16 protein-coding genes are annotated in these 14,963 nt (G+C 54.0%); 7 read left to right on the top strand and 9 right to left on the bottom strand.

The window, feature by feature from the left end:
- The 7 genes from tnpB to EAH74_RS32210 form a co-directional block, all read right to left on the bottom strand.
- A partial coding sequence (gene tnpB / locus EAH74_RS32240) for an IS66 family insertion sequence element accessory protein TnpB (RefSeq protein WP_240050561.1) occupies positions 1-213 on the bottom strand: 213 nt, incomplete at its 3' end.
- A 459-nt stretch (positions 214-672) separates the two neighbouring features.
- Positions 673-1,446 (bottom strand): hypothetical protein, encoded by a 774-nt coding sequence (locus tag EAH74_RS32235; RefSeq protein WP_170206657.1) that lies wholly within the window; start codon positions 1,444-1,446, stop codon positions 673-675.
- Positions 1,447-1,551: 105 nt separating this feature from the next.
- Positions 1,552-3,891, bottom strand: coding sequence for an RNaseH domain-containing protein (locus EAH74_RS32230; protein WP_140684376.1), 2,340 nt, complete (start codon positions 3,889-3,891; stop codon positions 1,552-1,554).
- A complete protein-coding gene (locus EAH74_RS32225) occupies positions 3,888-6,962 on the bottom strand; it encodes a hypothetical protein (protein ID WP_140684374.1) in 3,075 nt (1,024 codons plus the stop codon). The genes EAH74_RS32230 and EAH74_RS32225 overlap by 4 nt, the downstream gene beginning before the upstream one ends.
- Complete coding sequence (locus EAH74_RS32220) at positions 6,946-7,983, bottom strand: hypothetical protein (protein WP_140684372.1); 1,038 nt, start codon at positions 7,981-7,983, stop codon at positions 6,946-6,948. Before EAH74_RS32220 ends, EAH74_RS32225 begins: the two co-directional genes overlap by 17 nt.
- Before the next feature lie 69 nt (positions 7,984-8,052).
- Complete coding sequence (locus EAH74_RS32215; RefSeq protein WP_140684370.1) at positions 8,053-8,277, bottom strand: hypothetical protein; 225 nt, start codon at positions 8,275-8,277, stop codon at positions 8,053-8,055.
- A gap of 103 nt (positions 8,278-8,380) precedes the next feature.
- The gene (locus EAH74_RS32210; RefSeq protein ID WP_140684368.1) at positions 8,381-8,836 is read right to left on the bottom strand and encodes a helix-turn-helix domain-containing protein; all 456 of its coding nucleotides are present in this window, start codon (positions 8,834-8,836) and stop codon (positions 8,381-8,383) included.
- A gap of 174 nt (positions 8,837-9,010) precedes the next feature.
- Between EAH74_RS32210 and EAH74_RS32205 the strand changes: the two genes are divergently transcribed.
- The 5 genes from EAH74_RS32205 (at position 9,011) to EAH74_RS33555 (ending at position 12,738) form a co-directional block, all read left to right on the top strand.
- On the top strand, positions 9,011-9,742 hold the full coding sequence (locus EAH74_RS32205; RefSeq protein ID WP_140684380.1) for a metallophosphoesterase family protein: 732 nt from the start codon (positions 9,011-9,013) through the stop codon (positions 9,740-9,742).
- A gap of 130 nt (positions 9,743-9,872) precedes the next feature.
- Positions 9,873-10,181 carry a hypothetical protein gene (locus tag EAH74_RS32200; protein ID WP_140684366.1) on the top strand — a complete coding sequence of 103 codons (309 nt, stop codon included), beginning with the start codon at positions 9,873-9,875 and terminating at the stop codon, positions 10,179-10,181.
- A gap of 113 nt (positions 10,182-10,294) precedes the next feature.
- Complete coding sequence (locus tag EAH74_RS32195; RefSeq protein ID WP_193560167.1) at positions 10,295-10,774, top strand: DUF6957 family protein; 480 nt, start codon at positions 10,295-10,297, stop codon at positions 10,772-10,774.
- 184 nt (positions 10,775-10,958) lie between these two features.
- Positions 10,959-12,284 (top strand): type II toxin-antitoxin system HipA family toxin, encoded by a 1,326-nt coding sequence (locus EAH74_RS32190; RefSeq protein ID WP_140684364.1) that lies wholly within the window; start codon positions 10,959-10,961, stop codon positions 12,282-12,284.
- Between the two features lie 145 nt (positions 12,285-12,429).
- Positions 12,430-12,738, top strand: a complete 309-nt coding sequence (locus tag EAH74_RS33555; RefSeq protein ID WP_140684362.1) for a type II toxin-antitoxin system PrlF family antitoxin — start codon at positions 12,430-12,432, stop codon at positions 12,736-12,738.
- 12 nt (positions 12,739-12,750) lie between these two features.
- Here EAH74_RS33555 and EAH74_RS33175 read toward each other — a convergent pair whose 3' ends face one another.
- Positions 12,751-12,924: a hypothetical protein gene (locus EAH74_RS33175; protein WP_170206656.1), complete on the bottom strand. Its 174-nt coding sequence runs from the start codon at positions 12,922-12,924 to the stop codon at positions 12,751-12,753.
- A complete protein-coding gene (locus EAH74_RS32180; protein ID WP_140684359.1) occupies positions 12,917-13,333 on the bottom strand; it encodes a hypothetical protein in 417 nt (138 codons plus the stop codon). The genes EAH74_RS33175 and EAH74_RS32180 overlap by 8 nt, the downstream gene beginning before the upstream one ends.
- 21 nt (positions 13,334-13,354) lie before the next feature.
- Here EAH74_RS32180 and EAH74_RS34040 point away from each other — a divergent pair, with 21 nt between their 5' ends.
- Positions 13,355-13,420: a (2Fe-2S)-binding protein gene (locus EAH74_RS34040; protein ID WP_140684378.1), complete on the top strand. Its 66-nt coding sequence runs from the start codon at positions 13,355-13,357 to the stop codon at positions 13,418-13,420.
- A 243-nt stretch (positions 13,421-13,663) separates the two neighbouring features.
- Positions 13,664-14,953 (top strand): hypothetical protein, encoded by a 1,290-nt coding sequence (locus EAH74_RS32170; protein WP_140684357.1) that lies wholly within the window; start codon positions 13,664-13,666, stop codon positions 14,951-14,953.
- The last annotated feature ends 10 nt before the right edge of the window (positions 14,954-14,963 follow it).

Below are 14,963 nucleotides of genomic sequence, written 5' to 3'. Positions count from 1 at the left end.
GCGCTTGAGCCAAAGGCAAAAGCCGTTGCGCTCCCAATAGAGGATTTTTACTCGATTACGGTGGCGATTCAGAAAAACGAAAAGCACGGGATCGAACACCGCGACCTTGATATCCAATTCGACGAGGGCGGACAGGCCGTCGATGGATTTTCGGAAGTCCACGGGTTTGGGGTACAGATAAACTTTTTCGACTTTGGCGTCGGGACGCATCATGGTTGCGGGCTCCTGAAAGAGATCAAGAGCACAGCATCAGGCTTCAACTGGCGGCTTTGAATGTGGGTACGGTGGATCGCTTACGATGCAATCAGGTGGCCAAGTAGAGTGCAATTTCGCACTCACCGTCGCTTTCTCCGCAGTGAGGATGATGTCAGCCTCGCTGAAGTAGTGATCGCTCAAACGTATATTTCTGTCCCATTATTTTTTCCGAGCTATGTGGTTGGATGGGCTGCGTACGCACTCATGGAAAGAGGTAGGTAACAAGGATGACAACCGGGGAGCGGCGATGGACAAAGCGACTCGACCATCGATCCAGCGCTGCCTGGTTAGTCTTGCTGGTCGCTGTGAAGAACGAAGCGCAGGTCAAACCTTAGCATCGGAAGACGCGTCATCGACGGTGAGTGGCCGGCCGCCGTTCGCCCGACATAAAAGTCTGATCCGTCTCCACTAGTGACGTCACGTTCGAAACAAAGATTTGAGCTCATCATCGTCAGGCCCGCGCATAGCGGCTTCAAAAGATTCTAGGTCTTCATCTGAAGGGACGGTCATTTCTGGTATTGCTCGGATGGCGTCCGCAAGGTCTCGACGACTGAGGTTGCAGATGATGACCCGACCGCTATTGATCTGGTACTCCAAAGACCCACACCACCGATTCATGTAACCCACTGTGGGCATCAGGACTGCTGCGTTGGGTCGTTTTCTCATCTGATGTTTCGCGAGAGACATCCGCAGCAGCGCCATCTGAACGAACAGAATCTTGGTGCGCTTAAGGTCTACTCTCATCGTTTCAACGAGTTCTGGATCCTCGATGAGCATCGTCACTTCTTCGATGCGTTTCTGGATCGTGTAGTTTGAGTAATCCCATGGCTTTTCCAGACCCTCAAGCTTCAGCGACAGTCCACCATTGTCTGCAGTTTTGATGTGTTTGGTGATTTTCTCACGCCAGGTGCGCATCAGCTCATAGGCGGAAAAAATCCACATCTGAGATTGCGCAGACAGAAAAACTGATTGGTGAGGCGTGTTCGTTTCGTTGAATTTACTCCGAAGATACTGGTGCTCAAGATCCATGATGAACTCATCCACAATCGTCAGACTCAACGCTTGATTAACGAGGTCGATATTGCCCGCGAAGAACACCAAGCTGTTTAGTGCTGAGTAGAGCTCCATTTGCCCAATGTCTTCAGGGTTTTTATAAGCGATTTCTTCATCGTAATATTCGTGATTGCTCATGATTGGCTCTGCGCGCAGTAGTGGAAGCCTTTAAGAGTCTACGACACGGAATGGATGGCGCCATCCATGGCTTTCTTCCAACAATAATTTAGAAAACGTGCTCGCTCACCCAGCGCGGTTGGCCTCCGCCTTCCTATGCATTTCCAGGATTGGGTGGTCTCCTGCGATCTGTGCGCCCAAGTGCATCAGCCCGGGCAGGCGCAGGTGACCATCCCAGAAAGGTGCGTTTCGGCAGAGCAACGCCACCTGCTCAGCAATGCAGGTGACCGAGGAAAATGTGCCTGGGTCGATGATGGCGATTTCCGTGACACCCAGTTGTTGCCAAGGGTCTCGCAGGTCGCGATCTGATACGTCGTAACGAGTGTTGTGACGCTGTGATCGAACGGTGCCGAACTGTTTAGACGGTGAAATGAAGTAGTAAACGTCTGGACTTTCGCAGGACTGGAACACGCCGACTTTAGTACCGATGTAGTGAGCCGCGTGGGGAGAGAATGTTTGGTTGCCGCTGACTTGCGCGACATCCTCGTCTGCTCGGATCCGGACAACCGCAGCGCCTTGTGGCACGGGTGGAAGACCTTGGCCAGGGCTGTCCTTGAGTCCACCGTAAAAAGTGCGCAAATTGCTGTCGATGCAAACAATTAACGGGCCGTCAGCGGTGGGTGTTGGAACCAGAAGTGATTGGGTGACCAGTCTCCTCAGCGAGTCTGGGGTGAGTAACGAAGTCGTTGCATGGATGGCCGTCAGGCCATCGGTATAACCGAACCACTTTCCGACGAAGTCAGACCCAGGCTCAAACCAAAATACTTCAGGGGAGCGAGAGCCCAAGGTGGCCCGGGTGATGACAGGGAGCAACGTAGACCAGCCCTTATCCTGAAACCGATCAACCATGATAGAAAGCAGCGTGGTATTCGTCGGCATCTCTTTGATTCTCGGGGTAGGTGCCGGGAGATACCCGCTCAAGCGGATTGCTTCGATAAGGGCGTTGAGGGCCTTGAAGTCTCTCGCATCCTTGGCTGTCGGCTTTTTCTTTGGCTCAGCGGTAGCGTCGGTGTGCATGATGAATTGGGTGGCAATCCCATGCTCTGCCAAGACGCGGCGGATTAAGTGTTTGGGATCTTTTTCCGGTGACAATGCGGCGGCAGCCGAGCTGGTTTCGATGATTGCCACCTGGGTCGCCTGCTGCTTGGCAGCAGGAATCACATGACTCAACAGCCACTCTTTAAGCACGTGGCTTTCATGCTCGCCAGCGAGCATGCGCTGTGCATCTGGAACATCCAGTCGCGTCAGCGATATCAACGGTGGCGTCACCTTGCGGAAGAATTGACTGTCCACCGCCAGCGATTGGCTAGCCGCGTGCAAGCGCAACATCAATTCGGAGTTCGCCGCGAGCACCATCACTGCCAGGTTCACCACTTCTCCTGTGGCTTCTGATCTGACTTCCTTCATGCTGGCGACCGCTTTTTTTGCCAGAAGAGCAGAGGTGCCCGGCAGGCTGCGCAGGAGATGGAAGCTGGCCTGATCCAAAAACTGCGGGCCGGGGCCGGAGGCGATCAAGGGCGTGGAAGGCGGCGTGGAAGGGATAGGCCTTACGTCGCTGTCGATCGGGATATTCCCTTCGTTGATGGTTGGGAATGTTGGGACACCCATGAAAGACAGCAGCTTTTCCACGGGGTGTTCGTAGAGCGTCCTCCACTGATCATCGACGCGTCGAGTTTTGATCTTGGCCTTTACGATTAGGTCGCCTACTTTGACCCAGGCATGTTTTTTCTTACCAACCCAGCTCGGCATGACCTGACTCAGCTTCACTCGCAATTGCAGGTAAGGCTCATCCCGCCCACGTAGCAGCACCAGCTTCGGCTCAATGGCGTGTAGTGCACTGGCATATCGGAAATCGTTCTCTGAGACGATAGGGTCATCCCAAGCAAGAAGCGTCGAGTCTGCTGACTGGTACAGTTTGATTGGCCGGCTGGCTTGCATGGGAGTCTTGATGAGTGCCTGTCCAACCAGCCATGGGATCACGGTATACGCCAAAGACGATATGTCGCCAGGCACTACCAGGCCGCTCGCGGGTAGCGGTACAAGGCCTGTGACCACCAGCTTTCCTTCAAACCCTTCAAGCTGTTGGTTCCAGATCCTCAGCACATCCATCGACCAGAGATGCAGTGCCTCATTGATCCTGTTTATAGGGATGGGATTTAGCAGAAGAATCGCTGAGACACCGCCGTACTTTTGAGGGGACAAATTCACTTTGACGGGCCCGCCGGACAGCACCGCGAGCATCTCTTCCAGTCCTGTTGTGGGCAGGCCCGGATGAGGCTTGGGCGTCAGTCCCTGGAGGGCCTGCCAAGCGTCAAGGTAATGGGTGCCCACTTGAACGCGATACGCTTCGCCCAATTGCGCAGGGTCGAATTTGAACAGGGTTGTGCGCAGCTCAAGCGTCTTCATCGTGCTTCCTTTCTCGATTGAATAATGTACTGCTGGACAGCCGTCGCGATGCCGGCGTGGTGAAGTTCAAATTGCGCCCAATCGCCGTCGTGCTTGAGACGTGCGACGCTGTCGGCGAGCATCTGTGGCCATGTCGTGCGGCCTGCCAGGAAGGCGGCGTCTGCAAAGTAGCACGTGACGGGTGTACCGCCCCGACGTCCTCGGCCGATGAGCTGAGTCAAGCTCACTAGAATGTTCATGATGGTGTAGTGACGAATGTTGTGCGGCTGCTGGCTAAACGCGGGAGGTGAGGTACGAATGCGCTGCAACAGATCGTTCGCAAGGTTGCGCTCCTGCATCATCACTTCGCCTGGACTGACGCGTGGCAAAACGGTATTGGCGGTTTCGTAGCAGATATGGGCAAGGTTGTTATTTGGGCTGTCCGAGGAGGGCAGAGGGCGAACACAAATGACGACACCTCCGATGGCTGAGAGACCATCCGCATTGACGATATTGTGTCCTCGCGCCATAGGCCCCAACGCGCTGACCAGCACGGTCTTGTCTCTGTGTTTTCCCGTCGTAAATTCGGCGAGATCATCATAGATGAGCGTGTGCTGGCTAGACAGGGATGACGGTTTGTATTCACTTCGACGGCCGCGTACCCAGCCCACTGACTGTCCAGGGCCTCCTGGCATAGAGGCCAGCGTCATGGCGAGAGCCTCCGCATCTGAATCGCTGTTGGTGACCAGAAGAAGTCGAGCTCTGTCCTGAGTGATGGGATCGTGGCTGAGGCTTTCGAGCCGTGTTTGTACCCATGGCCAGATTTCCTTTGCGAGCTTCGTCACGCGGTATTTACGCTCGAAGTAAGCCGCACCTGATATAACGGTGGTCAGATTCACATCTTTGAAGGTGACTTGGCCTTTGGCATCCGGTACGTCGATCAGATCCAGTGCCTTCAGGTCGAACGAACTGGCACCCGGGAAGTAAGCCGTGGCGGAGAAACCAATGAACAATCTTTTTACGCCGGCATAACCCAGCGCGCTCATATCAGGCAGTGAGAGAAGGGTGCCGTGCGGATCGCCTCGCATGGCCACGACATTCAGGGTCGATTCGTCTTCGCTGCTGTCTTTGCGTTTGAAACCAAAAACAGCTCGCTGCAGTGGGCCGTTCGGACTGGGGCTCAGCGGCTCGGGGCCGGTTATGCTTCGCCGGACTTCATACGCAAAGGGTATTTCTGCGTTGACGAAAGCCGGGAGTTCCACTTGCAGATTGCGAAGGTGTGTCTCGATGATGAACAGCGTGCCTCTTAGGATGAGCGATGCTTTGAGGCGTATACGCTCGTGCTCCTTGAGCGGCACCGGCAACTGGCCGTCGGCAGACAGTGAAGTGATGAGATGACCGAGTTCGGTGGCGAGCGTTTCAAGCCTATGTTCGCCATCGTTGGTGCGCCAATTGGCGAGGTTGCGGCTCAGGGATTCAAGGTAGGGCGGCAGGCTTCCTACATTGTTGCTGAAGAGGTGCTCCAGTGTTTCGCGTTCGATTCCAAGCGCACTCATGATGAAGCTGTCATTGGCTTCGGGCCAAGTGGTTTCCTTGATTGGCCACTCGAAATAGCGTTCTTGCTGAAGGTTCATCAACTGACTGACGCTGAGCGTGCAATAGGTCAGCGCCCAGTTGACTCGGAAAAAACTACTTCGATCGATCCCCGAAATTTTGGGTCGACTGACGACATTATTAAACAGGCGTAGTAGCGGGCTGTTGTCACCTAGGTTACCTAGCTGGAGCTCAATCACGCTGCTGTCGATGGCCGTTTTAAGCAGGGCATCAATCTCATCCACCAAAAAGACCGGGGAGGTTCGCAGCAGGATTTCTATGAGGCTTCGTGGGCCAGGAAATTGATCAGCGTCGGATAGGGGGATTCGTGTGGTACCCGACAGCAGCGCATGGTGGTTAATGACAACGATGTTCGCCTCGATGGCTTGCGACAGCATTCGGGTTTGACCGCATTGAAATAGGAAAGGGCAATGCTTCAGTCGCTTTGAAGATTCGCTCTCATCGTTTTTGATCGTCGACACCTGAACGTTGAAGCAAGGCTCAGTGCCAGGCTCTATGGTCTTGAGATCGCCCGAGTAGGCATTGAGCAGGCAGGCGTAATCGTAAGGGTGGTCGACACTGTGTTGTGCGAAATGCATTTCTGCTCTTTCGTGAATACGAGTCGCGGAATGCAGCGGTGCGACTGTTAGATCCTTGGCGGTAACTGCTACCGACTGCTTGAGCGCCTGCACGGTGTTGGCCAGTTCGACCAAGGTCGGTACGGCAATGATGACTTTGTGTCCACGGCGAGCAGCGTCAATCGCCATTATGAGCATGACGACACTTTTGCCAGTGCCCGTTGGAGCATTGACCCGATAGAAACTGCCGGAGTTGGCCGCACGCGTGGCTTGCTCACCCCAGATGTTCTTCAGGGACGTGGCGTGCTGGCTGTGAAGGCTGGATTCCAAGTCCAGCTGCTGGGCTAGGCGTTCAAGCGCCTCGTAGTCCCAGATTATTTCGGGGACAGCAGAGGAGGGGGCAATGTTGATGTGCTGGATGCGCGTCGCCAATACGGCTCGTTCGGCCTCAGGGATCTGGAAAACCCTGATCTGATCGCCGGTGATGTGCTTGAGCACCACGTCTCCCGTTTCCGGAAGCTGGGCCGTGACGCTGGCCGGGCGCCCATTTTTCAACGCCTCAACGTTTTCCCGGATCAGTTGGTCGACATCCAGGCTGGGGGATACGCGATACCTGTCGCGCTCATTCAACTCAAGGCCGAGTTTCGTGCCATCAACCAGTTCGAATGGGCTCATTTCGCTCTTGATGATGGCCTCGGCACTCATCATAAATCGCTTGGGCTGCGCGAGCATGGATGGCCTGAGGCGCAAACCCTGGGCGATCAGTGATTGCTGCGACTCTGGCAGTGACTCCCAGGTGCTCCATTTGCGCGTACGTCCTGCGATGATCGCAGCGGCATCAGCCAGCATGGGTTCGGTGGATACATGGCGTGCGGCGAGCGCGAGAAACAAGGTGGTGGCGTAGTCAGAAAGGGGCCGCATGTTTTTGTGCCTCCCGTACGCATTGGCTCTGGGTAAATACCCGTACACCCGCAGGGCACCGCTCTCTGAGCAATGGGATATTTTTCTTTTGGTAATCGGGTATCACGATCCAGCGGGATACCTGGTCTGGAATCTGTTCGAGGTGCTTGGCAAGCTCGTGGGGCGACACCCAGACTTTTGCATCAATATCCTGGATCGAGCCGCCCAACTGGAGACGCAGATCCGTTCGATCGACGTCGGGCCACAACAGCGCCTCAAATCCTTTTTCTGTGAGTTTTTCCGCCAGTGCCAATTCCAGCAATCCGGGCTGCAACGTGAACTTCCAAAGCGCGGGCTTGAGCATCAGGCGGTCTTTTGGAGGTTCGCCTTTCAGTGAGCTGTTATTGATGCGATTTACGAGCTGGGTGCCCTTGAGCTGAAAAACGCTTTTCTTTTCCCGACACCACGCCGAGTCGCAGTTAACCTCGTGCCGCTGCGCATTCATGGGCCATCGGCAGATGGGGCAGAGGTAGATCAGCCCGTTGTGTTGCAGCTGCGGTGGAATGGGCTCGTAGAAATCGGAAAGCGACAGGTTCAGTGGTACGAAAACATCACGAGCCTGAGAAGGCTCGATGACGGCATGCTCGATCAAAAACAGACGAAAATTGCGATAAAGCGTCTCACCATCCGAGCGAAGGCGGCAAGCCTGCTTTACTCGGTTGACGCACGCTTGGATCACCTCCCAGAGCTGTCTGACATTGAGCTCCAGTATCATTTCGTTGCATGTCTGCGTCGCCATGTTGGTGGTCAGTAGCGGGCCTGAGTAATCACCCCTGATCTCCTCGGGCAGCCAACATTCAATCGGCGTGCTTAATTTCCGTTCCAGTGCCATAGGGGAGAGCGGTTGGCCCAAAGGTTCAAGCCGCCACAGCAAGGCGCTGGCTTGTCGTAAAATAGGCAATGCATGGGAGCGATCAGAACCACAGAGCATGGCAGCTTCGGCAAGCAGCCTGAGCAGGGCCTCGGCAATTTGCTTTTTCATATTACAACCTCACGATGATCCTTGAGGATGCCTACATGGCTTCGAGTACCGAGCAGGCAGCTATAGAGTTCAATACTCAGATGCGCCTGCTAGTCCTCCCATCCGGGCGATACCCTGTCTGATATGCCCCGCGTTTTCGCCGATTTTTTGAAGTGCCCCACGCGCGTTATCGCATGCCTCTGAAGACCCACGCTTCTCCTCCAGAAGGACGAGCTCCATCAGCGCGGCTTCGATCGCCAATTGGTTTTCGTACATTTTGCTCAGTACGTCGGGAAGGGAATATTGCTCGGCCATAACTCGACTCCGTTCGATGGAGATCACAGCATAGCAGCGGTTCGTGGTGAGAAAGGTTCGAGGATGGGGGCACATGCGCGGGAGCTACAGTAGTACGACATACTCAAACTGAACGATGCCAATGACGACGTACCGTCGATTCCGCCATCCCTAGTTCCCGCGCAATATCAGCTTGCGAGTAGCCTGCTTTCTTCAATGCTTGGACTTCCGCTCGCGCCTTCGCCGCTGCGGCGACACCTGGATGCATTTTTGCCTTGGCCTCCAAGGGAATGGCGACCTTGAGTAGAGAGATCAACTGCAAATCTTTTTTGGCGCGCTCCAAGACTTCGCCGGCCGTTAATTCATCCTGCGCCGCGCACACGACGGCCATGAGCGCGACAGGGCTGAGCTCCATCACTCTGGCGAGCTCGATGATGGCTTCAAGGCTGGGCGAGGTTTTCCCATTTTCGATTTGGCTCACATGTGACTGAGTGATATTTCCACTCAATGCTTCCTGCGTGAGTCCTCGCTTTTTTCGCAAGACCTTCAGCGCTGCGGCGAATGCTATGCGCACAGACATTTTTCCGTTCCGTTAAAACAGAGTTGTATGCCCCGTTTGCCATCCGCCACTCAAATCTATATATTTATATTGATGGCGGAATTGCTTCGATGTGGCCGTTGACGGCTCGCAAAATCTGGCTCCGCCTGAGTGATCGTTCTTTCAATTTAGCTGTAAATCGAGATCAGGCCATTGATCAAGCTTCACGTGCTGTCAGATCTGCACAACGAATTTTCGCCCTATCAGCCCCTATCCAATGGCTTTGACCTGGTGATTTTAGCCGGCGACATTGACTTGAAGGGACGAGGGGTGGAGTGGGCAAATGAGACGTTCGCTTGTCCCGTCATTTACGTCTGTGGGAATCACGAATTCTATAAAGGACACATCGATCACACGCTTCTAAAAATGAAGGAAGCCGCCTTACCGAACGTCCACGTCTTGGAAAACGAGACCTTCATTTGGAATCAAACACGGTTCCTTTGCGCGACTGCGTGGACTGATTTTTCGTCCACCGGGAACATCGTTGCAGCCACCCAAACTGCATGGGATTGGATGAATGATTTTCGAGTCATTCGGACTGAAGAAAACTACCGACGCTTGCGCCCGTCCGACCTGATCAGTCGGAACCATGCGTCATTCGCATGGCTGACCAAGGAGCTTGATGCGCCCTTCGATGGCAAAACTGTCGTCTTGACGCATCACGCGCCCGTTCCCGAAGTGATGGGTGACAAATATGAGGGGCATTTGAGTGCTGCTTACTCAAACAGTTGGCACGAGCTTCTGGTTAAAGCGGATCTTTGGGTTTTTGGACATACACACCGCGCGGTTGATATCACGCTGGATGGCTGTCGTGTGGTCTCGAACCCTCGGGGTTATCCAGGTGAGCAGACGGGTTTCGATGCCAGCTTTGTGATCGACCTTTCCTGAGTGCGCTCATACCCATGGGTTGTGATGGGGATTGGCGCAGTTCTATGTTGAAAAGTTAAGGGGGACTGAAAGATGTGTGGAGTAGACAACGAAATAAGTACCCCGGCTGACCTTGCAGGCGTGCTGCTTGATGGTTGAGGAACAGCGTGCATCGTCCATTCCTGCAGTGGTCGCTTTGGCAATGGAAAAGGATTTCGGTATGCCCGTTACCGCGTTCTTGTTCGCAGCAGTCGACTGCCCACCGGTATTGGTGGGGACGATCTATGGCGACAGCACGGGGCGGTTTCGGGAGGGAGCGAGCATGCGGACGTCCAGGATAACGAACGTCCTCTTCGTCGATGGTTATTCATTATTTTTAACCTTGGCTGGCAGTCGTTACGTAGTGGTCAGTTGGGCGCCGGGCGGCCACAACATCTACATGAACCGCATTTATCACTGAGGGATCTGCGAACGCGGCGCGAAAAAGGCTTTCGGGTTATCCAGGTATCGACGGGGATCGGGGAAATGATTTCTGGTCTGGTACTCGCGAGAAGAGCAGGTTAAAGCGAGATTATGAATACAAGCGTTACCGATACAGACCTGCTAGGCGATTTGCTTTTTGGGCCTGCGCAATCTCTTGGGGGTTCAAAGCTTGGCGACGATGAGTTGATCAAACTGGCCGCTGATAACTTCACAGAAAAGCCATTTTGCATCGTTCGGCAGTGGCTGTTGTTGGATGTCATGCTCCCGGAATCTCAAGAGCGGGAAGTGAAAGCACAAGGGCTTGGAGCAACCATCTTGTATGCCCAATCTGCGGTCTACGATAGCCAGAGCAAACTCCAGCCAGGCGACAGCGTCCTCAGCGATTTTCAGAGTGATTTTGAGAAGTGTATTTTTGAAAGCAAAGACGTGTTGTACATCTTGGCCGGCCGTGGCGCGAGAAAGCACGTGAGTGCGCCTGCTGTTGAAGCGTTACGTGCCTTTAAAAATGCTTACGTTAATGAACGCGTTGCGAGTGCGGCACTGCATGAAAATTTGTCATGGCGCACCTAGTTGGCTTTCGGAGGATTGGGGAAAATCCCCGTTCAGGTGAAATGCCTTACTCGCCCTTGAATTGAATGAGACGCTGGTCGAGAAATTATCCCTCGCCTTCTAGGGGTACCGACAACACCCCCAGAAGCTCTGCGGGCTCATATAGATCAAGGCACAGTGAGGGTTCGGCAATTTGCCGAGATGTATGGAATCCATCACGCTCCAAATTCACTCGGATGGCCGTTGGCGCGATGCACTGGTGGTCAGCTTCGATTCACCTAGAGATAGTCTGCGAAGCCGGTGCACCATCAACTACCAGCCCGAATATCTTGTGGATCTGTATATTCAACTGGGTACGGTTAAAGCGCCGGCTGTCAGTGCGAACCTCCCGCTGGAGTGGGATATTCGGCGTGAACCTGCCCCAGCTTTTCTGCGCGATATCATCCCGGCCGGTGCCGGACGTCGGCACTTGTTGTCGAGAGTTGTAGTACCACAAGGGATGTCGATTGATCTCTTTCTGCTGCAGCAATGCGCTGCTGCTCCCGTTGGGCATATGCGTATAAAAAGTGCGGCCGGAGCGCTGTGTTCCGCACAAAAATTGACTGGTGGGTTTAACCGATACGAGGTTGTTCAGGAAGGTATGGGCTTTCTCGATCAGGCCAGGAAATCGGGAATGGCGATAAGCGGTGCCCTTGGCGCTGGCGGCGAAGCTCCAAAAATGCTGCTGGTCGAAGATGCTTCGGGGCAGCTTTATCCTGAGGGGGCGCTACGCGACGCTGATGTGTGCCGACATTGGTTTGTTAAGTTCCCGCGTAACAACGCAACTAGGTTAGACCGCGACATCTTGCTTAGCGAATACTGCTTTTACCGCGCGTTGGGCGAGTTGGGGATCGACACGGTCGCCGCCGATGGTCTGGCCCACGAAGCGGCGGAAATGCCTAGCATTTGGATGCAAAGATTTGATCGGAAAGTCTCTCTGGGCGGGGTGGAGCGCATCGCAGTAGAGTCAATGTACTCATTATGTGGTGCCAGGAATCGAGGTGGTTTTTTGAATCATTTCGATGTCGTGGATCGGCTAGCGAAAATATGGATTGCTGCCGGCCAAGAATCTGAAATTCCGGACATGGTTAGCGAATACTTGCGGCGGGATTTGATCAATCAGATTGTCGGGAACACCGACAACCATGGCGGAAATTTCTCGATCCTTCGGGGCAAGGAACGAGTGAGCTTTGCACCCATCTATGATCTTGCTCCCATGGTGCTGGATATGGAGGGCGTTGTGCGGATCACCCGGTGGTCAACAAAGATAGAACGATTAGGTTCGGTCGATTGGGGGGCCGTGTGTGCTCGCTTCGCGCATAGGGTAGACCCAGAATGGCTGTTCGATCGCTTACAGGCGGATGCTCGGTTGCTGCTGGCGTTGCCGGATTTGCTTCAGGATCTAGGACTGCCCCAGGAAGCTTGGCGCTCGCCGATGATTCCGTTGAGTCGTCTGGAAGATACGTTTCGTAGTTGGAAGTTGATGTGTTGATCTACTTCCTCCTAACGGTTTCTTTTTTGAGAGTAAAGACAAGCTGTACATCCTGGCCGGTAGAGGCTGCCGAAAGCACGTGAGCTTGTCGGCTCTGCAGGCGCTTAAGGCGTATTGAATAGCTACTACCGAAGCATGGGGGCATATGGACAATGAGCTGTTTTCTGTTTTGCGGAAGCGCTTTGCGGCGCTGTCTTCCAGTACACATCTTCGCGAAAGCGTTTGCTCGCTTACCAGTGAGATCCGCGCTCAGCGTGATGACTCGCAGTCACTCACTGAGCTGCTAGCGGAGCATTCTGCCGTATGCCGGGTATTGGATTTTTTGGCGGCAGACATCTATCACTGTCCGCCGCGATTGCAGGCTGTAGATCCTTGCCTGCTTGACCGCATACATTCGCTGGTCGGTCACGTAGATATTGATCTCAATGCGCCACTCTCTCCCGGTGATGAATGAGACACGCACGGCTCATCGGATATTCACACGATCCTTTTGAATATGCTCGATCAGCGCCTCACGAAGCGTCTCTAGAGCTTCCTGCAAACGCCGCATTTCCCTCGGATCATCTCCCGCCGGCACAAAGCTCTCGCAATGCCTGATTAGGGCCTCACAATCGTTTCTGTTCAAATCAAACTCAATCATTTAGGCGCCACTCCTGGTGAGCTTTGAGGTGCTCCATTTCGCGCACCCACCCACGGAGAAAGCGACGCCAGTCACTTACATAGCTGCCCTCGGGCAGCCGAGATGAAAGAGCGCTCGACGCTTCGAATCTCGCGTGCCACGGCTGTGGAATGTGTTGGTCGAGCACGATAACGAAAAGGTGGCCATCGCTACCCTGGAACGGTGTTTCTGGGACACGCTCGCGCAGTTCATCAATCGAGATCGAATAGGCATTACCGATTGGGTTTTCGAGATCCTGTTGCTCTATGTTTCTGAGCTCGGCGAGCAATGGTTTTGCCTCCTCAGTTCCAGGGCGTAATCGTTCTAGCGTCGAAAGCAGCCTGCGCCGTTGGTTCTCGCGCAGCCATAAAGTCTTCAGGTCAGTACCCATCATTGCTCCCTTACCACGGTAATACTTAGATCAACTCGCGAATCGTGTTGCCTACGCTATCAGCTTCAGGGCAATCAGGAGTTATAGAATTCTACTGGATGGGCGAGTGCGTGAAGCGAGCATTGCAGCTTTGAATCAACTATTGGTAGTTGCGCAGATTGGTCACTCGTTTCCTCTGCGTTCGAATGCTTTCATTTGAGGCGGCGAGCGTAGTGCGGGTGTGAGTCGGTCATGACTCAGCCTATCGCCGCATCGGATCGTCATAACGTTTAGGCTAGGATGACTTAGCAGCAGTCTACTTCCAGATCACCTTTCTCGAAGCGCCTATCCATGGAAGACACGCCAGAATCACACATTCCAGCCGATGACTCCTCCGAAGACGTGGTGACAAGAGAGTCGTTGTACGAACAAGCCTGGTCGATGCCAATGACCAAAATCGGTGAACGATATGGTGTTTCTTCCAGTTACCTGGCTCGGATCTATTCCAGCCTGAATGTACCTCGACCGCCGGTGGGGTATTGGGCTCAGGTTGCGGCGGGCAAAGGAAAGCCTCGCCCACCTCTGCCAACGGCGTTGCCAGGCACTCTCATTGCCTGGAGTCGAAATGGCGCGCCTCTCAAGGTTTCACAGACCCTACCGAAAGCACCCCGGAAGCTGGGTCGGCAAAAAAATAAGATCGATGTGGAGCTACCTCGGAAACACCCATTGTTGCTGGGTATCGAAGAGAATTTCCTGAAGGTGAGGGAAAGCGAAAACGGTTATTTGCGACCGACAAAGCGTTCAATGGCAGATCTCATTGTGAGCCGCACTGGACTCTCTCATGCCGTGGACTTTGCCAATCAGCTGTACTTGGGGCTGATGAAAAAAGGTTTCTCCGTAGCGCTCTCAAATGCCGAAAGACATATGAGTCGTGAATCCGTGGATCACCGCGAAAAGGAGTCGAAAAGGTACTTTCATCCTCCACTCTGGAAGCCGCAGCGACCCACCGTGGTTCATATTGGAACTGTCCAATTCGGGCTGACCATCTACGAAGTCAGTGAATACGTGCCAGTGAAAAGTGTCGGTAAGCAATACGTTCGACTGAGCTCGCTTCCCACGAGTCAACGACGATCTCCATTTCATGATGGCTGGGTGATGAGCGATGACATGCCTACTGGCCGTCTTTGCCTGCAGGTTTACTCTCCTTACTACCGCGCAGAATGGGTACGTCGTTGGATTGAGGACAAGCCTGGCGACTTAGTCAGCAAAATTGCTGGCATCATCAAGTTGTTGATTACCGAGGCTCCGGTGCTTGCCAACAAGGTCGAAGTCGAGCGTGAGCGGAGCGAGCGCGAGCATCAGAAGTTTTTATTGGAGTGTGAGGAGAGGCGCAGACAAGAAGAGGAAAAGCGCCGACTCAAGGTGATCCAGGAAAGCCGTGATCGGCTTGAGTCTGTGATTGAGACTTGGGCGAAGGTGAACAGTATCCGCGCCTTCTTTGATGACATCGAGCAATCTGCACAGAGGTTGGGGGATGCCGATCGTAAAGCTGTCCTAGAGCGACTGACCAAAGCGAAAGAGTTAATCGGAGACTTGAACGCACTGAAGCATTTTGAGAGTTGGGAGCCTCCAGCCCACTAAACGTTTTCGC

The organism is Pseudomonas mandelii (genome assembly GCF_006438925.1).
Taxonomy (GTDB): domain Bacteria; phylum Pseudomonadota; class Gammaproteobacteria; order Pseudomonadales; family Pseudomonadaceae; genus Aquipseudomonas; species Aquipseudomonas mandelii_C.
Note: the sequence above shows the minus strand (reverse complement) of the source record. Positions and strands in the feature narration are given on the sequence as shown.

Coding starts and splice junctions, on each gene's coding strand:
- EAH74_RS33555 (WP_140684362.1), top strand. CDS start 12,430: ATGGACAATGAGCTGTTTTCTGTTTTGCGGAAGCGCTTTGCGGCGCTG.
- EAH74_RS32235 (WP_170206657.1), bottom strand. CDS start 1,446: ATGAGCAATCACGAATATTACGATGAAGAAATCGCTTATAAAAACCCT.
- EAH74_RS32230 (WP_140684376.1), bottom strand. CDS start 3,891: ATGAAGACGCTTGAGCTGCGCACAACCCTGTTCAAATTCGACCCTGCG.
- EAH74_RS32190 (WP_140684364.1), top strand. CDS start 10,959: ATGGAATCCATCACGCTCCAAATTCACTCGGATGGCCGTTGGCGCGAT.
- EAH74_RS32225 (WP_140684374.1), bottom strand. CDS start 6,962: ATGCGGCCCCTTTCTGACTACGCCACCACCTTGTTTCTCGCGCTCGCC.
- EAH74_RS32200 (WP_140684366.1), top strand. CDS start 9,873: ATGGTTGAGGAACAGCGTGCATCGTCCATTCCTGCAGTGGTCGCTTTG.
- EAH74_RS33175 (WP_170206656.1), bottom strand. CDS start 12,924: ATGATTGAGTTTGATTTGAACAGAAACGATTGTGAGGCCCTAATCAGG.
- EAH74_RS32195 (WP_193560167.1), top strand. CDS start 10,295: ATGAATACAAGCGTTACCGATACAGACCTGCTAGGCGATTTGCTTTTT.
- EAH74_RS32220 (WP_140684372.1), bottom strand. CDS start 7,983: ATGAAAAAGCAAATTGCCGAGGCCCTGCTCAGGCTGCTTGCCGAAGCT.
- EAH74_RS32170 (WP_140684357.1), top strand. CDS start 13,664: ATGGAAGACACGCCAGAATCACACATTCCAGCCGATGACTCCTCCGAA.
- EAH74_RS32215 (WP_140684370.1), bottom strand. CDS start 8,277: ATGGCCGAGCAATATTCCCTTCCCGACGTACTGAGCAAAATGTACGAA.
- EAH74_RS32210 (WP_140684368.1), bottom strand. CDS start 8,836: ATGTCTGTGCGCATAGCATTCGCCGCAGCGCTGAAGGTCTTGCGAAAA.
- EAH74_RS32180 (WP_140684359.1), bottom strand. CDS start 13,333: ATGGGTACTGACCTGAAGACTTTATGGCTGCGCGAGAACCAACGGCGC.